22 protein-coding genes and 1 riboswitch are annotated in these 21604 nt (G+C 46.7%); all 22 genes read right to left on the bottom strand.

Annotation, left to right across the window (positions count from 1 at the left end; translation table 11 throughout):
* Positions 1 to 2: 2 nt before the first annotated feature.
* Entirely contained in the window at positions 3 to 206 is a 204-nt protein-coding gene (gene thiS, locus BAZ21_RS10865) for a sulfur carrier protein ThiS (RefSeq protein ID WP_068499874.1), read from the bottom strand.
* Positions 203 to 1351 (bottom strand): glycine oxidase ThiO, encoded by a 1149-nt coding sequence (gene thiO, locus BAZ21_RS10860; RefSeq protein ID WP_068499872.1) that lies wholly within the window; start codon positions 1349 to 1351, stop codon positions 203 to 205. The genes thiS and thiO overlap by 4 nt, the downstream gene beginning before the upstream one ends.
* A gap of 61 nt (positions 1352 to 1412) precedes the next feature.
* Positions 1413 to 2006 (bottom strand): thiamine phosphate synthase, encoded by a 594-nt coding sequence (locus BAZ21_RS10855; RefSeq protein ID WP_068499869.1) that lies wholly within the window; start codon positions 2004 to 2006, stop codon positions 1413 to 1415.
* A 332-nt stretch (positions 2007 to 2338) separates the two neighbouring features.
* Positions 2339 to 2447: riboswitch (TPP riboswitch) on the bottom strand.
* Between the two features lie 93 nt (positions 2448 to 2540).
* Complete coding sequence (locus tag BAZ21_RS10850) at positions 2541 to 4094, bottom strand: ABC-F family ATP-binding cassette domain-containing protein (RefSeq protein ID WP_068499865.1); 1554 nt, start codon at positions 4092 to 4094, stop codon at positions 2541 to 2543.
* Positions 4095 to 4280: 186 nt separating this feature from the next.
* Positions 4281 to 5270, bottom strand: a complete 990-nt coding sequence (locus tag BAZ21_RS10845; RefSeq protein WP_068499862.1) for a hypothetical protein — start codon at positions 5268 to 5270, stop codon at positions 4281 to 4283.
* Complete coding sequence (locus BAZ21_RS10840) at positions 5257 to 5811, bottom strand: hypothetical protein (RefSeq protein ID WP_068499860.1); 555 nt, start codon at positions 5809 to 5811, stop codon at positions 5257 to 5259. The genes BAZ21_RS10845 and BAZ21_RS10840 overlap by 14 nt, the downstream gene beginning before the upstream one ends.
* Before the next feature lies 1 nt (position 5812).
* The gene (locus tag BAZ21_RS10835) at positions 5813 to 6208 is read right to left on the bottom strand and encodes a hypothetical protein (protein WP_068499857.1); all 396 of its coding nucleotides are present in this window, start codon (positions 6206 to 6208) and stop codon (positions 5813 to 5815) included.
* 39 nt (positions 6209 to 6247) lie between these two features.
* Positions 6248 to 6727 (bottom strand): hypothetical protein, encoded by a 480-nt coding sequence (locus BAZ21_RS10830; RefSeq protein ID WP_010345943.1) that lies wholly within the window; start codon positions 6725 to 6727, stop codon positions 6248 to 6250.
* Positions 6728 to 6778: 51 nt separating this feature from the next.
* On the bottom strand, positions 6779 to 8863 hold the full coding sequence (locus BAZ21_RS10825; RefSeq protein WP_068499854.1) for a hypothetical protein: 2085 nt from the start codon (positions 8861 to 8863) through the stop codon (positions 6779 to 6781).
* On the bottom strand, positions 8853 to 10688 hold the full coding sequence (locus BAZ21_RS10820; RefSeq protein ID WP_068499850.1) for an ATPase, T2SS/T4P/T4SS family: 1836 nt from the start codon (positions 10686 to 10688) through the stop codon (positions 8853 to 8855). Before BAZ21_RS10820 ends, BAZ21_RS10825 begins: the two co-directional genes overlap by 11 nt.
* Complete coding sequence (locus BAZ21_RS10815; protein ID WP_068499846.1) at positions 10688 to 11545, bottom strand: hypothetical protein; 858 nt, start codon at positions 11543 to 11545, stop codon at positions 10688 to 10690. Before BAZ21_RS10815 ends, BAZ21_RS10820 begins: the two co-directional genes overlap by 1 nt.
* Entirely contained in the window at positions 11542 to 12255 is a 714-nt protein-coding gene (locus BAZ21_RS10810; protein WP_068499842.1) for a hypothetical protein, read from the bottom strand. Before BAZ21_RS10810 ends, BAZ21_RS10815 begins: the two co-directional genes overlap by 4 nt.
* A 22-nt stretch (positions 12256 to 12277) precedes the next feature.
* Positions 12278 to 13264 carry an SAF domain-containing protein gene (locus tag BAZ21_RS10805; protein WP_068499839.1) on the bottom strand — a complete coding sequence of 329 codons (987 nt, stop codon included), beginning with the start codon at positions 13262 to 13264 and terminating at the stop codon, positions 12278 to 12280.
* 39 nt (positions 13265 to 13303) lie between these two features.
* Positions 13304 to 14806 carry a serine/threonine protein kinase gene (locus tag BAZ21_RS10800; RefSeq protein ID WP_068499835.1) on the bottom strand — a complete coding sequence of 501 codons (1503 nt, stop codon included), beginning with the start codon at positions 14804 to 14806 and terminating at the stop codon, positions 13304 to 13306.
* A gap of 180 nt (positions 14807 to 14986) precedes the next feature.
* Positions 14987 to 16045, bottom strand: a complete 1059-nt coding sequence (locus BAZ21_RS10795) for an SAM-dependent methyltransferase (RefSeq protein WP_068499833.1) — start codon at positions 16043 to 16045, stop codon at positions 14987 to 14989.
* A 22-nt stretch (positions 16046 to 16067) separates the two neighbouring features.
* A complete protein-coding gene (locus tag BAZ21_RS10790; RefSeq protein ID WP_068499830.1) occupies positions 16068 to 16841 on the bottom strand; it encodes an ABC transporter ATP-binding protein in 774 nt (257 codons plus the stop codon).
* On the bottom strand, positions 16838 to 17152 hold the full coding sequence (locus BAZ21_RS10785; RefSeq protein WP_068499828.1) for a thioredoxin family protein: 315 nt from the start codon (positions 17150 to 17152) through the stop codon (positions 16838 to 16840). The genes BAZ21_RS10790 and BAZ21_RS10785 overlap by 4 nt, the downstream gene beginning before the upstream one ends.
* Entirely contained in the window at positions 17149 to 17487 is a 339-nt protein-coding gene (locus tag BAZ21_RS10780) for a cyclic-phosphate processing receiver domain-containing protein (protein WP_068499825.1), read from the bottom strand. The genes BAZ21_RS10785 and BAZ21_RS10780 overlap by 4 nt, the downstream gene beginning before the upstream one ends.
* Before the next feature lie 69 nt (positions 17488 to 17556).
* Positions 17557 to 18405 carry a deoxyribonuclease IV gene (locus tag BAZ21_RS10775; RefSeq protein WP_176718141.1) on the bottom strand — a complete coding sequence of 283 codons (849 nt, stop codon included), beginning with the start codon at positions 18403 to 18405 and terminating at the stop codon, positions 17557 to 17559.
* Positions 18395 to 19213: an Fpg/Nei family DNA glycosylase gene (locus BAZ21_RS10770; protein ID WP_068499822.1), complete on the bottom strand. Its 819-nt coding sequence runs from the start codon at positions 19211 to 19213 to the stop codon at positions 18395 to 18397. Before BAZ21_RS10770 ends, BAZ21_RS10775 begins: the two co-directional genes overlap by 11 nt.
* A gap of 68 nt (positions 19214 to 19281) precedes the next feature.
* Positions 19282 to 20088 carry a TIGR01457 family HAD-type hydrolase gene (locus tag BAZ21_RS10765; RefSeq protein ID WP_084011576.1) on the bottom strand — a complete coding sequence of 269 codons (807 nt, stop codon included), beginning with the start codon at positions 20086 to 20088 and terminating at the stop codon, positions 19282 to 19284.
* 520 nt (positions 20089 to 20608) lie between these two features.
* On the bottom strand, positions 20609 to 21538 hold the full coding sequence (rnz, locus tag BAZ21_RS10755) for a ribonuclease Z (protein WP_068499818.1): 930 nt from the start codon (positions 21536 to 21538) through the stop codon (positions 20609 to 20611).
* Between the last annotated feature and the right edge of the window lie 66 nt (positions 21539 to 21604).

Raw genomic sequence — 21604 nt, 5'->3', positions numbered from 1 at the left:
AATCAACCACCTCCCACAAAATGTACAATTTCCAGGTTGTCTCCGTCCTTCAGTACCGCTTCCTCATGTTCCTCACGGGTCAATATGTGACGATTCAGCTCCACCACAACGGTTTTCACCTTTAAATCAAGCTCATGCAGCAATTGTTCCACATGGGTGATCCGGTTAGAAAAGTGCATGCTCTGGCCGTTAACCGTCAGCTTCATAAGCTTTCCTCCTTGATACATGCAGAAGAAAATTTGCTTATTCCAAGCTCAGCCGCATTAGCCCCTTTAAGCAAAGCAGCCATCGCACGTCCCGTAGCATCACTCAACAGGACACCGTTGCGATAATGCCCGACCGCAGCATATACCCCTTCCACACCGGGAACAGCCCCTATGAAAGGACGCCCCGCTGCCGCCTGCGGACGCAAGCCTGCCCAAGTGCGAACAAAAGAAGCTTCACGTACACGCGGCAGCCATGCAGAAGCACGTGCCAGCAGCCCCTCCAAACCTGCAACAGTCACTTCTGTGTCATCGTGATGCGGAAGATTCGTCGCGCCTATCCAAAGCTCGTTCTTCTGCTTAGGCACAAGATAAACATCATCGGCATAAATGGTATATTCCAAAGGGTGATCCTTCAAAGAAACGGCAACTACTTCACCCTTGACTGGATAGAGCGGGTAATGAAAGCCTACTTGCTCTAGCAAATTCATGCTCTCCAAGCCTCCGGCAATAATGACCTGATTGCAGGAAACAAAGCCCCTATCTGTCACTACACCGCAAACCCGGCCATCCTTTACGACCAACTGCTCTGCATGAGTACCGGACCATATTGTTGCACCCAACACTGTAGCTGCTCCCGTATAAGCACGACAAAGCTGTACTGGAATGAGCTGTGTCTCCTTGGGTCGATATATAGCTCCAATCGCTTGACGATCTATACCCGGAATCCGCCTGGCCAATTCCTCCGCATCCCACCACTCAGACTGAGTGTCCTCGCGCGTATTAGCAGCTTTCCAGCGTCTTTCACCCTCAGCTTGCGAACGGAAAGGAGTTACAAAACCTTCTGTACGAAATTCTACTGAAACACCGGACAACCGCTCCAGCACACGAACAAGCTCAGGGAATGCATCCCGACTTGTGTAGGCAAATTGTTCAAGTTCAGGGTCGGCAAACTCTTCACTCTCCGCTGCAATCATTCCGGCCGCTGCTCCCGAGGCTCCCTCACCCGGCATCATTCGCTCCAGCATAATTGTACTGCACCCTTCCCTGGCCACATGATAAGCAATGGAACTGCCGATCACACCTCCACCTATGACCAAGCATTCAGCATGTCCTATAACTGTAGCCTCTGTGTGTATCTTTAACATGTGTTATATCTCCTCTCCACTGACCATACTGCTTTCGAATTTCTTCTACTCTCGTTCCCTGCTACAGATTGTGGACTACCTGATCTACCATTTGTCTATATTCCATCGCAGCCGCGATTGGCGACTCAGCTTCCCATATGCCGGACATCACTGCAATTCCGCTTGCTCCAGCATGATAAAGCTCCGGAATATGATGCGGTTGTATGCCGCCAAGTGCAATCACTGGAATGTTAGATAACCTGCATATACGCTCAAGCTGAGCTATCCCCCGCGGCACAACACCGGGCTTGCAGTGGGTCTCATATACATGCCCATAGAGTACATAGTCAGCTCCAGCCCGTTCGGCCATTTGCGCCTCTTCCAAGGAATGAACAGACACTCCACAGCGTGTTCCCTTTGGAAGCAGGCTTTTCACATCCCTGACAGGTAAACCACTAGCCGGTAGCTGGACAGCTCCAGCCAAGGTAAGCAAAGCTACATCCACACGGTCATTGACTGCAATTTGCTGCAAAGGAACTCCCTGTTCCACCATGCTGCGGATCAAGGCAAGCAATTCTGAGGCACCCTTCTGCTTCAGGCGTACGTGCACATAATGAACATACGGATAAATAGCAGCAGCCACTTGGGGTACATCTGCATGAGAGCCACCTTCCATCGTAATTACGTGTAGTTCGATCTCATTTTCACCTCACATTGAACTAAGAATATGAACTAATGTTATAAAATAATCGTATAAGCTGAACCCATATCGTTGCAGCTCCATATCGCGAAATAACATACGGAGCCAGCCACATGTACCAGCAATAATGAAAGGAGATCATATGTGAATCCGTATACGGAAGTTCGACAGATAAAGCCGAACGAAACGCAAAAAAACCACTTCCCAGAGGAAGTGGTTTCACGAACGTCCAATAATCGAACGGACAATCATATCCGTATTCGTATATCGTCCCACGCACAAACAAAAGTAATAATGCGGTTACCTTGCTTGTACGGCGCTCACTTCCCTACGCTGGCATAACCCAGATCAGGTGCAAAGGGTCCGAAATCCATTTATTCCGTCTCAGCCGCATGGGCGGCTCCCCTAGTGTGACTATTATATTGTATCAGCTACAGATAGCTTAGCATATTTTTCTAATTCTGCAACCCCCACTTTTTGTGAAGCATAACAGAACTGAATTTTTTGATTTTAGTTGACTTTGCTTGACCACTCTTCCACATTCCACGTTTTGGTTACCCAATCCTCGTAAAAATCCGGTTCGTGAGATACAAGCAATACAGTCCCTTTATATTCCTTCAAGGCACGTTTGAGCTCGTCCTTTGCTTTAACATCCAAGTGATTGGTAGGCTCGTCAAACAGAACCCAATTGCTTTCCCGCATTAACAATTTGCACAGACGTACTTTAGCCTGCTCACCACCACTAAGCGCAGACAGAGGACGTGTGATATGCTCATTTTTCAAACCGCAACGTGCCAAATGCGCTCTTACTTCATGCTGGTTCAAATGCGGAAACTCATTCCACACATCGTCAATCGGTGTGATTTTGCCCGCCTTTACTTCCTGCTCAAAATAAGCCGGCTGCAAGAAATCGCCTTGATAGGTTTTTCCGCTGATTGGCGGTATTTTCCCCAGAATGGTTTTGAGCAATGTTGATTTACCGACACCGTTGCAGCCTACAATTGCAATTTTTTCGCCACGTTCAATCGTCATGGACATTTTAGGTAAAAGGGCATGAGTATAGCCAATTTCAAAATCAATTCCCTCAAATACTGTTTTCCCGCTCGCACGTGCTTCTTTAAATTGAAAGGTTGGCTTGGCAGCTTCTTCGGGCTTATCAATACGTTCGATCCGATCAAGCTGCTTTTCACGGCTCTTCGCCCGGCCTGATGTGGATGCACGCGCCTTGTTGCGCTGAATAAAGTCTTCCTGTTTCTTAATATATTCCTGTTGCTTCTCATAAGCATCAATATGTTGCGCTTTGTTCAGATCCGCCATCTCAAGGAACTTTTCATAATTAGCTGAATAGCGGGTCATCTTGGCAAATTCAAGGTGATAAATAACATTAACGACCTGGTTCATGAACTCGGTATCATGGGAAATAAGAATAAATGCATATGGATAATCCTTCAAATAACGTGTAAGCCATTCAATATGCTCTACGTCCAAATAGTTGGTAGGCTCATCCAGCAGGAGGACGTTTGGCTTTTCCAACAGCAGCTTGGCCAGAAGCACCTTAGTCCGTTGTCCGCCGCTAAGCGCGGATACATCCCGATCCAGTCCGATAGCCGAGAGACCCAGCCCATTCGCCATTTCTTCAACCTTCACATCAATGAGGTAAAAATCCCCCATATCCAGCTGCTCCTGAATTTCACCCATCTGTTCCAGCAACACTTCCAGCTCTTCGGGAGAAGCATCCCCCATTTTATCCGTAATCTGCATCAATTCCTTTTCCAATTCCAACAAAGGAAGAAATGCATCCTTCAATACATCACGTACTGTTTTACCCGGTGTCAGCTTGGTGTGCTGATCCAGATAACCGTAACGTACACGTGGAGTCCATTCCACTTTACCCTCGTCCTTAAGCAATTTCCCGGTCAAAATGTTCATGAGTGTCGATTTACCGACACCGTTAGCTCCTACCAAACCTACACGTTCCCCCGCAAGCAACCGAAAGGAAACATTTTTAAATAATGTGCGGTCCCCAAAGTTGTGGGATACATTTTCTACAGTCAATAAACTCATACGCTGTTTTTGGCTCCTTATTGTCATCGGCGATGCCGACTGTCATTATTTCATATATCATTTGTTTTCTTTCAAAGCCTTATTGTAGCACATTCAGCAGCCTTATCGGAATATTGAAAACAACGAATTTTAAGGTTTTTAATACGGACTTGCCTATAAAAAAAGAAAAACCACTCGTCAGAGTGATTATTGTAAGCCGTTATTACATTTAAACTCGAAGTACCCCGCAGCAGCCGCAGATTTTTCATCTGAAAAACGTTCTCTAGCCTGAAAGGGTGCTGGACAGGAGTCTCTATAGAAATATTTCATTCCGGTATCTGGCTCTAAGCCACCGATAATAGCTTGCTTTCTAACGACTCTTCCACCACCAAATCCATAGTTATTATAAAACCTGTCACCGACCGGAATGCCTTGAATAAACGCCATCAACCCTACATCATCTACCGTGTTATACCACTCTTCTTGCGGAATAGTCGGCAGTGTAAACGTATAGGCTACGCCGTTGCGTGTTGCCTTTTGATTATGGAGATTAATCAGGCGGGCCAGGTCTTCCTGAACACTATGAACGATGGTGGAACGTCGTACTTGCTCAAACGTTTCGGGATTATTTAGCAATGAAATGCTGGTTTGACCATGAAGTTCCTTTTGAAAGCCCTCCACCCACCTGTGATTCTGCGCATCATACGCGTGTACATAATTATCCAAAGTGAATCCCACACTATTCCCCGCTGAATCAGCATAGGCAAAAGGCTTTTTTTCACTCCATTTGGGACCTATCGCAGCTTGTCCATCCTCACCTGTATAGGTTTCCGAGGCAAACGTATAATAACCATCATAATCCAGAATCACAATGGCAGGTATGTAATCCAATAATGCGCGTTGTGCTACTGTATCCCCATCAATACCTACATTAAGAAAAAGGGTATGCAGGAACGTCTTTAGCGCTTCTTCTTTATCAACACGAAAAAACTTGTCCGATCCGTATCCGGCCTCCCGTTCCTGACGCTCATTCTGGGAGAGTACGAAACCTGCATCCTGAACTGCGGTATGGAGAGCCGAGGTATATTTCATTTCCAACTGCTGCACTTCACGCTGATTTTGTACCCGCAAATCATTAATTACACCAAAGGGCAAAAACAGCAGGATAAATATAACTGCAAAATCAGTAATCTTCATTCAGAACCATGCCTCCGTATGAAGCTGTAACTGCAGACCTACCACTATTGGTCCCGCCGAGAAGCCATGATTCGTATAAATCCGCAGGAGTCCGATTTGTGTTACGTAACCGCACTGTAAAATAATCCCCTGCCATCAAGGTATATCGACGTGTCTGGTCTGAGTTTGGCTGCTGATTGTCAGGAAAAAGGACAGGCAAGATTTGTGCGCTGTAGTACCCATCATATACCGTTTCATAATTGCCCAGAAAACTGTCCGGCTTCGAGGCATCTGCATATTCCGGTACATATTTTTTGTGCATATGCTTTAGATCAACTTCATACGTATTGCCTGTAAGCTCCAGTTCACGCATAAAATCGTTATACATCGTCGGTGTAATGTAGCCCTTGGTTCTCACCATATCTACAAAACGTACCGTTGAATGATACACATGCAACCCCGATATATCATCCTGCCGTTCAGCAGCTTGAGCTGCGGGTACGATATACAAAAGCAATACAGCGAGCAGGGCCCCCAACAGCTTGGATATTGATTGAACCACTTCAGTCCTCCTCCAATTTCTCAAAGCGTACAGATATGATCTCTCCATGCTGATTACGTTGTGGATACATGGAATACAAAGAGGAAGCACTCAAGGCCGATACATCAGGCTCAAACGGAACGGAATACTCATTGTACTCCGTTCCGTCAACTTGAACCGGAATTCCATCCTGTAGATTCATGCGGATTGCCTGAATAACCTGAGTCCCTTTAATCCGTTCCGGTATTCCTACCTCTGCAATACGGGACATCCGCCCCTCGGAGTGCTCCTCCTGCTGCGATCTTAATTCCAGTGCCATACTCATCTGACTGGACAAGTCTGCTGCTGCCGTACATGCGGTTATGAACAAAATAAGTGACAATCCAAGCCGCAGCATGCTCGAAGCGTGATCAGACATGCGCCATCTCCCTATTCATTATGATCTCCACTGTAGTGTTTAGGATTGGGTAAATAGCAAGCCGCGTACAACATTCGATTTATCTTTGACGATTTCAGCCTTGAATTTACCACTTGGATTGACGTATTCGTTTTCTTTCTCATTCAGCGTATTCGCTATTTTTCCCGTCTTATCACTTCCACCGTTCACTGCACCATACTGTTCACTGTCCGTGCTAATGTTCAAAGCATTACCGTACCACTGCCCTGCCATATTTTTGCCGGTTTTAATCTGAATACCGAATTGGTCCTTGCCCTGAAACTTGCGTAGCGCATTGGTTACCTGAGATCCGCTAATAGTTGTACCGTCATATACTGTAAAAGAGGCTTGAGACAATTCGGTCTGAATATCAGCAAAATTATTTTGTGCCGTTTTGGTCGCCTCCTGAGCTGAAATAAACAGAATGACTACAATTGTAATGAGGGCGATGGTCAAAAATATACCGGCGGCTACCTTTAAGGCAGTTGATGCGTTATTCATTATTTTTCTCTCCTTAGTCTGTTATATCGTATTAGTCATCATAGAGCTTACTCACTGAATTTTTTGTATCTGCTCATAATAGCTATCCATTTGAACAAAGCTCATGCCGATCAATGGAATCACCAAATATAAAAAGATAAGACCGTACATTGGAGCAAAACCAATCATCCTACCCCAGATGGCCTTGCTGTCTATCATTTTTTCATACTCCTGTTTTCTTTGTTCAAAATAGTAGGACATATGAGAATCCAAATCATCAAAGGCCTCACGAATGGTAATTTTACCCAAAGACAAATGGAGCTTGTCCACCAGACGTTGAAATTCCGGCAAAGGCGCTTCTTCTTTTAACAAATCGAGAGCTGCCTCGGGTCCGTGTTCATAATGAAGCAAGCATTTTTGCAATGGTCTCTTGAAAATAACCGAAAAACGATTCAACCACTCCAATATTTCCTCGACAGACATTCGTTCCATGGCCCGCAAAATAGAAATGACCGTTTGAAACTGGTATACCTCATGCCTCATATCCAACCGTCGCATTTTTCGCTGCAAATATAACAGAAGCATAGGCATTTGGTAGGCTGCATATCCAACAACCAAACCGATCAGCACTTCCCACCACTTGATGTATTCCTCGTTCCACGCTGCCAGCTTTTGGAGGATGCGGCGTGTATTTTTAGATAGCTGATCCGTATTTGCTGTGCCACCTGCATTACGCTCCAGAGCTGCATACGTCTGCTCATATGTGCTTTCCGCTCTCATGTTAAGCAGGTACATGATTTTGCGGTCAACCTCACTCTGCTTCAAAGCTTCTTTTTCCTCTGTTGGATTTAAACGTCCAAACATTTGACCTGATTGGACAGGAGCGTAAAGAATATGTGTTTTCTCAGCTTCATGTAAAACAAATACCGCACTGATGCTCAGCACCAATCCTGTAATGAAAAGAGTAATCCTCCGTATGTACAGCCATTCCAGTTTAATCTCCGCGCCGCTCTCCTTTAGCAGGCGGGTTATCTGGAAATAAGAGGATGCCTGCTGCCGCGGAATTAAAGCATCTACTACATTATGAATGATGGGAAAACGGTATAGCCTTTGCTCCCAGACATAACGGCCCCGACCCGCACGATAACCTGTTTCGTTGGTCTGTTGCAGCTTTTGTAACAGAAAGTAAGATAAGATAATTACAATATAGACGGTCAATTTTGTAATATATCCTAATTTCCCCTGATAAAAATCATCCATGGACGGAAAACTGGATCTCGCCCATTTTTCAATCGGTATCGTAAAAAAAACGGGGGCCAGTGCAATCACGTTCAAACTTTTGAGCAGATAGTCGAGTTTATTTCTCCGCAGCATCTCCAGCTGGATTTCGCGCGCAAGACTGCCAAGTCCCTTCAAATAGATAGAGCCGCCCTCCTCATTCCGGTCACCAAACTCCATCACCATATATGAGATACCAGCAAAGGCTTTTAAAAATCGGTTTGGAGCAGATTCGTAGTATCTTTCCAATGCTTCATGCGGATCAACATCTGTCAGCGCTTCATGAATGAGTCGTGCGTGTCTTCCAGCCTCGGCCCCGGCCAAATCGGCCGCTTCTGAAATGGCTTCCTCTACCATGCCATGCTGGTGATAATGATGGCGCACATTGGCAAACAGTTCGATCATCTGTGCAAGCAGTCTTTTTTCCATCCGGCTAATGGCCACATCCAAAATGAGGCTGTTGATTACCACGCCGCATAAAAGGGCCAATACAGCAAACTCTAATCCGGGTTTCATCATTAACAGCACGATGCCGCTGCAAATAAATGCTCCCCAGATGAACAGTGTCATCTTCATAGTCTGTAGGCGTAGCTTGTACTCATCGTAGGCATGCAAACCGGAAAGCCGCTTGCGTACGCTCTTGATGTACTCGGATAGGATAGGCACTCCCATGCCCAGCGTGTATAGCTTGTGCAATAAGGCTTGTATCTCCCGTTGCAGTACCGCTTTTCCCTTACGCCCTTCCCGCACAGAATGAATTCTTCCAATACGGACTGCATGATTATTACGTTTGTGCAGCCACCACAAAGCTGTATATAGAAGCACAAAGCCCCCACCTGAAATGAGTAAAATCCACAATAACATCTCTTTAAGACTCATATTCTTCCTCCCAATAACGGGTCAAAAAACGGCGGAAACCACTGGCATCCCTAGCATTCATCTGCTCACACATTTCCTTTGCGCTTTTGGCGGTTAGCGGTTCCATCGGTATATAGCGGCCATTCCGGTATTCCATAACATGCCGGTAGCTATAATTCGCCGAAGCATTGGAGCCGGTATCTATATGATCCGGGTCATGCGGTACACATTCTGTAATTCGTTCAATATAACGGCGCCCTTCCGCATCACGCTTGAGATGCACATCAAAGTTAATGACATGAACTACCTGCTCCTCAGCGATGCCTTCATGTTGAAATACTCCAGTTTTGAGCAATGAATTACGAAGCGAGAATACAAGATCACGAAATGTTTTGGCATGATGAGTAAAAATGGTGAACAGACTTGCAACCTGAGACATCTGGATCATCCAAGCGGCCACTTCATCACTCGCTACTTCGCCAAGGATATTGACGGTTCCATCCGTCTTTTTCTGTAAATCAAGCCCTTGTTGCCCTGAAATATGGTCCGTTTCCCGAAAGGTAAGAATGTTACGGCGACTGTAGATGCTACGCAAATGCAACTCAAAGGCCATTTCCTGTACACGAAGCGTATACGAAGCATAGATATGCTTAACCATCGCCATCAATAGCGTCGTCTTACCTGAACCCTGTGCGCCTGTAATAGCAGTAATCCGGCTGCCTTTCATTAAGTAAGAAAGAAGCTGGATCGGAAAATCAGCATTTTCACCCTTAATTAACTGCTCCAGCGATGCGCTTTGAATATCAAATTTACGGACAAAGAAAGCCCACGATTCGGAGAACGGAGGTCTGACTACCACAACCCGTGACCCATCCTTCATTTCGTTTACCTTATAACCATTGGCTTCGGAAAGCTGTCCCGGATAATTATATTTATAAATATTTTGGCACACCCGTTTAAGCTCACGCTCTGAACCAAAGGAAAGAAACGAAAGATGAATCGTTTTTCCTTTATAAAAAATCCACACGCTCTCATGACCATTTGCAGCTGGTTCAGATGCTTGTTCTAATGTATACCGATCCGAAGGCCAGTCCGCCGATGGAGGAGCCCCACATTTCGGCATGCCACTAACGCCCCCACTTACACCGTCAATCCGCTGATCACGTATATCATCAATGACGGAAAAGCCTTTATAATGCTGGTAAATCCGCTGCACAATAATGTCCACCTTCTCCAAAAAGGAAAGGGGGCGGTGCTCACAGTCATAGATATAACGGATATCCTCTCCCGTGACGAGATAGCTTCCATCCTCTTCATGTGGCTGTGAATATCTCATTTCGGCCAAGTCATAAGTATCCAGTAAACGTGACAGGGCATCAGCGCCATACTTTTGCTGGTATTGGTAAAATACAATTTCGAATTGATCCTGTATGCTTAATGACTCAGGTCTGGAAAATGGCAAAACGGAATCTACGATCTTCTCGTTCAAGCCATAGCCGTTAATCAGCAGCTCAACCATCAGATTTTTAACAAAACGTTTATCACCACTACTGCCATTGGCACAGTCCTTTAGTGCTCTGCGCAGCTCCGCTCTTTGATGGATACGCCTTCTATATTCCTCTTCATGCAACCCGACATCCGCCATTTGGCTATGACTTAGTTCATGAAGCGCATTTTTGATATACTCCATCAGAGTCTCCAATGTAGCCTCTTCATTCTCTTTGCCGACCCGTGAGGTTGAATGACGCGAGTGAATATTTCCTCGATATTTAACAATAATCAATACGATGCCCAGCAGAACAATGCAAGCAAGTATCAATCCATTGATCAATTGAGCGGACAGCATCAAGCGCCCCTTTCCAAAGCCTTGAGCCGAAGATCGGATTCTACCGCCTCCAGAATAGCTTTACTGATCTGCCGTATGCTCTGCCCCCATCCGATAGGTGTAAAAAGCCGGCGATGCGGCTCTTTCCCACTGCGTACACCACGCTGTACATGGCCTACCACATCCCTGCGGTTCCACGCGTCCATAAATTCAGTACTGTAAGGAACCGTATGTAAAGCTCCCTTGTAGTCATATCTCCTGCGGATATTCGCTACATTTGCTTGAGAATGCACATCATATTTCCCGAGCACCATTAATAACGGCAATGCCGAGTAAGTGGATAGCGGAGATACAGATTCAAAAAAAGCATCCAGCTCTCGCATATTCTGAGTCAGCGACAGAACAGCCAGCTTGGCTCCCGCACATGCTTCATGTTGTACAGATCCCCACCCTGCTCCACTTCCTGCATCAACCAGCGTCAAATCATAATATTGATCCGCCGTGTCCATGACTGCCCGTACAAGTCCAGGGGATAACAGTGGTGGAACAGCTCCAAAGCTGGAGGTTCCCTCAAGCACATCCAGAGTCTGTTCCAGTACAGGTGCCGTATAATTGCAAATATTTTCTCTAGACAATGTTCCGCGCAGTACTAACCGTGCGACAGCATCCCAACCACCTTCCTGAAGCCGCAAACTTGGATCATCCATACGATGCTCCTGTATAGGGAACCCTGATTCAATTCCCGTATGCCTACGTCCCAGATGGGTCAATAGTAATCTTCCTCTATATAGATTGCCTATGGTAACTGCTATTGCTGCCGCCAATGAGCTACTTCCACTCGCTCCCTTAATGGGACTCCAAAATAAAACAGTGCTCATGCTCTCCTCCTTTCCGCACGCTTTAGCGCACGTCGGCTCTCTTTAAATTCCCAGCCCATCCATTCTCCAATGCAACGGCACAATTCTTTCTTATACATTCTGGATAGCGGTTTTAGTTGAAGCTGCTGTTTATGCTCATTTTCCAGCTTCAGGGCAAGATGCCCCTCATCCCATGGCAGTACATACGGCTCTTGCTGCCAGAAGGCAGGAAAACCGTTCATGTATTCCCACAAGTAGGGCTCCTCTACACCACAATCCACGGCTTGTAAAAATAATTTGTCAAATGCAAGATCTTTGGGAAATCCAGGTTGACCGAACAGACGCTCTAGCCACATCCGTCCGTTGTCCATCTGCATTCGGCTATAATCACTGACCCAAATTCGCTGTTCCGCCCTTTTCCAAACCGATATTGGGCAAAAATCCGCTGACTCCACGTCCAAAATTACAATGTCATAAGCCTGCTCTGCCTCTAGATCGTCCATCATACCGATGTTAAGATCTTCCCATTCTGTAAAACCAGTCGCCACATCAAAACCATTAAACTGTGTAATGGGAAGTGGTTTATCGAGCATCCCAATGCTATATCGATACTGTTTCCGCAGCGTAGCATCCACAAGCAGCACCTGTTGGCCGGAAGCAGCTAATATGTTGCTGATGTATAGCAAGGTATCACTTTTGTCGCAAAGTCCGGCAAATATCCAAATTTTCATACTTCCGTTCCTTTTCTTTTATTTATTTGGCATACGGATCAGAGCTTCCACCCTGCGTCAAAATTTCCGTCTGTTCTTTGTGATCCTGACCGATTCCATATTCATTCCCCATACCCTTACTCCCGGCAGATGCATCTCCTACAGTCGTATCCGTATGCTGAGCTGTAATTTCCTCACTCAGGCTTCTTTCTATTGGTGTTGAAATGTCATTGTTTGATGAATTAATTGCATTTTCAAGAGAATCCCGCAGCTGCTTGGACAGCTTTTGTTCAGCCACGCGTATCAAATTCGGATCACTATTCATGAGTGCTAACACCTGGGCATTAGGCGGATAAGTTGGGATCGCTTTCGACTGAAATTGGGGATCGACATATGTCAGCGCATAGATGGATGCTTTATGCAGATAGGCATCAACCATTGCGCTTGAAAACGATAATATTTCCTGCTCATTCATGGTGACCCAGACGACGGGGCCTTCCAACCTGGAAATTTTCTTTTTGGACAATAGAATATAATCCTGGCCCGTTGGAAATTGAATGCGGATATCCACTTCGTCCCCCTGCTTCAGGCTGCTGGGCAGTACTACCACCTTTAGCTCACGGTTGCGTAAATCTTTAGGTGCGGGCTCATCAACAGTTACCATTGCAGACGTAAGCACAGACCCTTTTTTCAATTCAATCTTGGATATAGTGCCGGAAGCTTCATTTTTATCTACCACCAAATTTGCCGGAGCCTGAGATCCAGGGACCGCAACTCCCTTCAAATCATTAGATGTAATCTGTTCACCCGGAGATATGTCACGAATAACAGCCCAGCCTTTTTTCGCGGTACGTTGCTCTTGTTCGTACACTTTCCATTTTAGTTCTGCGTCTACTTCGGCCTGTTTCCTGACCTCATTCATTTGATGGGTGTTAACGATAAAGTAACCCACAAAAATAATGCTAACTATACCCGCGCCAATACAACCGGCGTATAGTTTTTGCTTACTGCTCTTTCTTAGCTTGGACACACAGCTTCTCCCCTGCCTTTTTGGATATATATCTTTGATTTAGCGCTGGCGTTTAAGAAATCCGAAGCGTTTTTTCCGGGTATCCGGAATAGCTCCGCGAAACAGCTCGTCCAGCACCTGATCCATCTCACCATCTATCTCGAATGGATCAGAATGGAGCGGTAGCGCAAATACTTTATCATGATCCAGTTCCTTACGCAGCCTGCGAACCACCTCCGAGGGTGCCAACGGCAAGCAGTAATTCCATTTATGCTGCGGATAACGCTGAAGCGATCGGGCCAGCCCGACGATCTCTTGAGCTCTCCATTCCGCTCCTGAACCAACGACAAGCGGGTAATCGGCTCTCAGAAATTCCTCCAGCCGCTCATTATCCTGCCCACTCCCCAAATCCAGAACGATAAATCTATAGGAACCGCCCAGCAAAGAAATGACGTCCGCACGAGATGTCTGCCGCCAATAATGTACTCCGTCCACCTCAAAACGCCGACTCGAACTCGTTCGTCCAGCAGGTGCGCCCTCCAGCACTGCTTGAAGCCGGGCAAACGCTTTGGCTGTGCTATGCAGTTCAACCAAAGCTACGGAGCGACATCTTCGGGCCAGGTAATGGCTCACCGCAATTGCCGTGTGTGTAGCACCGGAACCGGAAGACACACCGAGCACAGCTACTACCCTTGTACCTGCGTATTCCAATGAAGTATTTGAAGGTTCACCAACAGATACTCCATGTTGAGCAGGCTGAAACTCTGCACTTCGTCGCAGTTCTTCAACGACCTCTCCGGCAGATTGAAATCGTTCCTCAGGGTGCTGCCGCAGCAGCTTTCGAATCACTGGAATCAAATGGCGGGGTAATTCCCCGCGAATATACCTTTCTACTCCCGCAGTCCACTCGCTATATTTGCCACCCGTACAGAGATACAACAGCAACGCTCCCAAACTGTATAAGTCTGAGCGAGCATCCGTCTGGCCTGCTCCATATTGCTCCGGGGCTGCAAAACCCACGGTTCCCAGCTTTACCGTATCCTGATTCAGTTCTGCCTTATAGCTCCGTGCAATCCCAAAATCAATCAGCTTAAATTCCATTTCCGGAGTCAGCATAATATTCGTCGGTTTCAGATCACGGTAAATGACTGGTGTCTGACGGGTATGCAAATAATCCAGCACATCCAGCACCTGCAAAGCGAATGGAACGATTTGCTCCTGTGGAATATGACCTTGGTAGCCCTTCATATAGGCTTCCAGCGTCATACCTTCAATGTAATCCATAACCAGATATACCGCGCCGGATGGCGGATGCTCGAAGAAATCAACAATTCTCGGCAAGCGTGGATGGCTTAATGAAATCAGCATTTCCGCTTCCGTCCGTATAAGCTTCATCATTTGCGGCTCGGCAACCGACTCCTTCACCGCCCATTGCTTGCCTGGGAGCTTCAAATCTTCTGCCATGAACACATGGCTCATTCCTCCTGTACCCAACGTGCGAACAATTCGGTAACGTTCACCGACAATAGACCCGTATTCCAATCGTGATGGCTTCTGCATCATCCTTCCACCTCCCTTCTATAAGCAAACAACGCAAAAAAGGGAAAGCCGCCGCAAAACAAAATCTCCATGTCACCATGAAAATGATCTGCGGGATGCTTTCCCTTTATTAAAACGTGATTATTATTTTTTAAGGAACAATTTGGGTTTATTATATAGCAGACCTGTACTCATTGTAAAGTATTATTTTCCATACTTGATCATGTACAGGGTAATCTCATCTCGGTTATGGAATAGCTGCTTAGCCCGCTGAATCTGCATGCCAGACTGCTCGAATGAAGCCATCACATCATGAATGAGCGCCAAAGGCTTTTTATGCATTAGCTTGACCGTTACGATAGCAGTACCCCCACTCCGCAAACTATACAGCAAATCAGTAACGAGCCTTGCCATCTGCTTCGGACTCCAACTCATATCACAAACCAGCAGATCGAATGTATTCTCTTTAAATTTGACTTCACTCGCATTTTTGCGCAAAAAAGTCAGATTGGCATACTTCATCAGCGACGGCTCCATCTTAGCCGGATCAACCGCTGTTACCTTAAGCCCTCGCTCCAGTAAGAAGGAAGTCCACCCACCCGGTGCTGCCCCGATATCCAGTCCTTGATGGAATGCACCAAAATCAATGCCAAATGTCGCCTCTGCTTCTAAAAGCTTGAATTTGGCACGAGAGATTTGTCCCTCCTCCTTCTGAAAACGAACCGCCCCTCCGCTCCAATCTGAAAGATTGTCCTGAGGGTGCGATACGCCTGCATACCACGTATCCGTATCCGCAAAAACGGATACAATAACGTCGGCCCCTTGTACCGTTTGCTCCATAGGTAGATCACTTAATTGTTCACTTAAAGCCTGCTTGAGCGCCCCTGCGCTTTCGGTCCAGCTGCTGTTAGCTCCTTTGCGCACTTGCAAAGAAACACGTTGATCCAACAGCTCCCGGCGGTTACGGATAAATGCAACCAGATGCTCCAGCACCTGGTCCAAGTTCGTTCCTTCCTCCTGAAAATGCACAGGAAACAAGTGACGCAAAAACATTGGCGGCTGACCTGTAATCGTCCCTACAGCCTCACTGGCTCCCGCAGGTAATGTAGCCAGAAAAATTTCACCGGGTACAAGTACTGTGCTTTTCACTGAGCCAAATAATCTTCTAAGCTCCTCTTGAGCGTAGGGTGCAAAGCCATGATTGGCTGTGCACACAAATCTTGACGATGACAAAGCGGCCCCACCCTGTTCATCTGTACGCATGTATTGTTCCTCCAAAGTAACATTACCCTCCAGTGCACACCCGAATCCAGGGACGTTCTCCATCCCAATCCAGCTCAACTGGAACTTCATACGTGTGCATAATCAATTCTTTCGTTAAAACTTCTTTTTTGGGTCCCGCTGCTGCAACCTTGCCATCACGGATCAACGCCACATGCGTAAAGAGAGGAACAATCTCCTCAATGTGATGCGTTACGTAGACCACTGACAAATCCCGTTGACGGAGCCGATCAATCTCAACCAGCATTTTTTCCCGTTCAAATAAATCCAGCCCGGCACAAGGCTCGTCCATAATCAACAAACGAGGCTCCGCCATCAGTGAGCGTGCCAGCATGACCTTTTTGCGCTCTCCTTGAGATAATGTCCCCAGCGGATGATGCATCAGACCGCCTAAATTCATCCCCTCCAACAAAGATACGGCTTTTTCCTTTGCCTCTGTCGGAATCTCTTGATAAAAACGCAAAAAAGCATATGCACCAGTAGCGACTACTTCCCATACCGGATCTTTTAACGCTAGCTTTTCCAGCAATGTCTGGCTAATATAGCCGATCTGCTTGCGAACTTCCCGCACGTCACATTGACCATAGGTTTGTCCAAGCACCTCGACCGTGCCACGACTGGGAAACATATATCCTGTCATCATTTCCAGCAATGTTGTTTTACCAGAACCGTTGCGCCCCAGAATCGCCCAATGCTCGCCTTCCCGTATATCAAGACTTACATCGTCCAAAATCTTATTTTCTTCCCGCTGCAATGTGATATTCTTTATGGATATCATTCCATCACACTCCTTATCCTGTTCAGCAAGTGTTCCACAGATCCCATTTTGTAGATGATTTCAGGAATTTCATTTTCGCCGTTGTATATAAGAAGCGCGGGTACACTGGAAATTCGATTCTCCTGCACCAGTTCAGGAATATAGTTTATGTTGCTTTGCAACACTGCTCCTCCGGGAAGCAAATGCTCCGCCACCTCCAGCATTCGGCGGGCAGCCGCGCAGGTTCCGCACATGGGAGTGTACACAAACAAAGCCAGCTTGCATCCCTCCCATATGGCACGACGTGCCTCTTTTTGTCCTATTTCCCTCATCGTTCCGACTCTTTTCTGATCTCACGCATACGTTCCTCGGGTATCGGACCATTATGCACGATGACTCCTTCTGGCTTGTTGGCATAGAGCAGCTCATACATGGCACGCCGACCCTCCGGACTGGAGGAATGCAGGTAAATTTCGGGCGGATATAACTGTTTGCCTGCAATGTAAGCAGCCACATCTTTTCCCGTGAGCTGACCCGGACCCAAATCATAATCCAGCGATAGCACTGAAATCGGATACTCTTGAAGCAGCAACAGACACTCTTCCGCGTCCCTTGCCAGCTTAAAGCCCGGAGGACAAGGCCGATAATCGTCCATAAACAAATACATCAACTCTCCTCCTTTTCCCTTAAAGTAAGCTCATAAGCCTCTAAGATAAACAATATCCGTTAGACTGATTTACTGCCAACTTTGAATCAATTGAATATCTTCCCGATGTGTCCCATCAGCTCCCGTTTCACTTTCCAGGACGACAGGAATACCTCTTACAAGCTCCTGTTCTGTCATCCACCGTATGCCCTCCAAACCGATATAGCCTTGCCCGACACGCGCATGTCTGTCTTTTTTAGATCCATACGGATATTTGGAATCGTTCAAATGAACTCCGCACAGGGCTGACCAATAACCGAGACGCTCCCCTTTTTCAATCAAAGCCTCGTCCTTTTCACCATTCCACAAACCTGCTGCATAGGCATGACAGGTGTCCAGGCAAAAGCCAATACTGTTGGAATTTTGGCACAACTGGCGGATTTGCACCATTTCCTCCAGCGTGGTTCCCATCGGTCCATGATCCCCTGCCTGATTTTCAATCAGTATTTTGGCATTTCCCTGCCAGCCTTCCAGCACATCGTCCAGACAGCCAATGATATTTCGGTAGCCTTTCAGTGGATCAGCCGAATGCATATGCCCGAAGTGGACGACAATCCCTTTCGAGCCGCAAGCTTCTGCAATATCCAGATCGTTCCGCAAAGAGACAACCGTCAGCTCATACAGCTCCTGACCGCGCTCGCGCCCAAGAGCCGGATTCACAGGATACGGCGAATGCGCAATGGATTGAAGCTGATGCTTTGAACAATAAGCTTTACAAGCAGCAGCATCCGTAGTACTCCATTCCTTCAATCTAAGACTACGAGGATTCTTCGGGAAATATTGAAAAGAACGTCCCCCCTGCTCTTGTGTACGCATAGCGGCTTTGGAAAAGCCACCACGCGTACTCACGTGGGCTCCGATGAGCAATTTAGGCATCATGCTGCTGTACCGGGCAATAAAATGCTTTTTTCCCCGCCAGCTCAACCCTTACAATTTTCCCGCCACTTGGGGATTCCTCACCTTCACGGTCATATACTCGGCACTGATGATCGAAGCCACCCGTTAACGTATCTCCCTCCATCAGCGGCATTTCCATATAACCGCCTTCCACAGTAGCTTCTCGCAGCACGGATTGAGTAGCATGATACAGCTTTTCCACTTTTTCCGGTGACTGTACGATGTTTTGTACTTTGGAACCCGGTGTAAACCCGGCGATATAAGCAATTTCATCCGAATAACAGTTGCCAATACCCGAAAAAATCTGCTGATTCACCAGCGTTGTTTTCAAAATCCCCCGCCGTCCCTTGAGACGCGCTGTGAACTTTTCCAACGTCATGCGATGGTCCAACGGATCGGGTCCGAGGTCTGACAATGCCTCCTCTGTTTCTTTAGCTGTCAGCAAGTGCAGGTAGCCTAAGCGCAGCCCAATAAAATAAAGCTTCACACCGCTAAAATCCAATTCGATCTGAACCGTACGGTTCGGGCGCTGCTCCTCTGTTCCCAGATAGAGCAGTCCTCCCAGCATCAAGTGCAGCACAAGCCGCCCGCCCGTGTTTAAATGAAAGATCAAATGCTTGCCTCGACGCTCTAAATATACAACGGTCGCTCCCAGCAAATGCTTTTCAAACGTGTTCACGTCAGTGTTAATGGATTTTTCACGGTTAACCGTCACTCCAGTAATCGGAATGTCCAAAATTTGTTTTGATAATAGCGTTCTGTAATTTTCCATTTCAGGAAGTTCCGGCATATCAACATCTTTCCTTTCGTAGCTACATAGCTTTTAATTCTCACCATTTATTAAATATATGTTGGTTATCATTTCAACTCTTCCTTGATCCAGTACTGCAGTTCATCCAGATTTTCAAATATCAGGTCAGGCTTTACGCCAACGGCGCGCATATGTTCTTCCATATTCGCGTGTGTCGTCACACCCGACAGAATCAGAGCTGTTTTACAACCTGCCGCTGCGCCTGCTGCAATATCAGTAAGCATATTATCGCCCACAACCAGAGCTTCATCCGCTCTAATATTCAAGCGATCCAGCGCATAGTTCATCAACACGCTCGAAGGCTTGCCGATAACCACTGGCTTTACCTGTGAAGCCGCTTCAATCGCAGCGCCAATCGTTCCTGCTCCTGGCGTTAGCCCGTCATGAGAGGGTAATTGCAGATCCGGGTTTGTCAAAATAAACGTGGCTCCCTCCCGAATCCAGCGCATGGCAGCGGCCAGTGTTTCATATGTAAATTGACGATCTATCCCCTGCACCACATAATCGGGCTGCTCCTGAACAAGCTGCAGCCCGGCCTCTGTGAGCGCCTGGCGTAATCCGGTTTCGCCAATACAATATACACGTGCTCCTGGACTCTGCTGTGCAACATATTGTGCAGCTGCCAACGCCGAAGTATATACTTCATGGCTGACTGCTTCAATTCCCATACCAACCAAATGCTCTGCCACCAATTCGGGTGTGCGTGAAGCATTGTTTGTGACATACGCATAAGGTATCTGATCTGTACGTAATTGGGATATGAACAGGTCCGCACCCTTGATCATCCGGTTTCCATGATAAAGGGTACCATCCAGATCAATCAGTAACGATTTTATCGTAATCCCCTCCCCCACTTCAAATCAATTCATTATAACGTCATAACATCGCAAAATGATAATTCATCCTATGAAGGATGTTCCCACCACTTATTTAACCACCTTAATCATTTAGGTCATAAAATAAGTTGGGATCTCTATTTCATCTTATCTATCTTAAGTCAAACATGCTAATGAAGTCTATGAATTGCCGGTAAACCGTCCAAAATAGTACTATTCCTCGCTAAAAGCCGTCGCTTTCACATGAAATAAGCTTACATCAGCGTCGAAATCCATCGAAGAGACCATGTCTTCAAAGGAATTTCCCTGTATTTCCTCACTCGCTCAAAGAAATAAAGTCCTTCAAATTCGATATATAGAAAATCAAATATAACACGTCCCCATATGTGGTAGCACAAAATCACTCCACCCCAACAAGTGGCTGCTCTCGTCTCTTGTCGCATCCTGCGCTTTCCCGGAAAATAATTACGGGTGAAAAACAAAAGCACCGGAGCAAGCTCCGGCACCCCCACATGCATATCTACACTCCAAGCGTTAATTAGCCGATATCGGGTACTGGTAACAGCACATGCTGCTCTGCAAGCAATGAATTGGGAAATATGCTTTTTGCTTCTTCCAGCAACGGCTCAAGCTGTTCCTGATCTTTATATCGGGAACTAAAATGCGTCAGTATTAACTGCCCCGCATTTGCGGCTTTTGCAGCTTCCGCTGCCTGAAGCGCTGTACTGTGATGATATTCGTACGCTGTATCCGCCAGCTCATGCAGAAAAGTCGCTTCATGGACGACAACTGTTGCATCTTGAGCCAGTTCTACTGTATTGGGACAAGGTCGTGTATCACCAAGAATGGTGATGATGCGCCCTTTTTTCGGTGAGCCCAAAACATCCTGAGGATGAAGAATGACTCCACCCTCCACCTCCACGCTTTCTCCACGCTTTAATTTACCGTAAATCGGACCGGGCTTGATTCCGTACCGCTCCAGCAGCTCCTGGTTGAGCTTGCCGGGCTTATCCATCTCTACAACTCGGTAGCCAAAGCTATCGATCCGATGATCCAGCAGAGCTGATTCCACCCTGAACTGCCCATCCTCAAACAACACCCCGCCCGTATGCTCCACAATATGCAGCTGGTAATTGATCCGGGATTGGCTGATCCCCAAAGATAGTTCAATGTACTGCTTAAGCCCTGGTGGCCCGTATACTGTCAGTGGAGCCGTACCTCCCTGGTACGCCCTGCTCGACAGCAGGCCCGGTAGACCAAAAAGATGGTCTCCATGCAAATGAGTGATAAATATCTTTTCAAGCCTGCTTAATTTGAGCGGCGAACGCAGCACCTCCTGCTGAGTGCCTTCACCACAATCGAATAACCACATGCTTCTTCGTTCTTCCAGCAAACGAAGAGCGATGGACGTTACATTCCGCTGAATCGTCGGCACCCCAGCATTTGTACCGAGAAAATAAAATTCCATAAGTTAACCTTCTTCCTACTGACCAGCAAAAAACCTCCGAAGCTCGGAGGGTCTTTGCTATCCTAT

The organism is Paenibacillus kribbensis (genome assembly GCF_001705305.1).
Lineage (GTDB): Bacteria > Bacillota > Bacilli > Paenibacillales > Paenibacillaceae > Paenibacillus > Paenibacillus kribbensis_B.
This window is presented reverse-complemented; position numbering and strand designations above follow the sequence as displayed.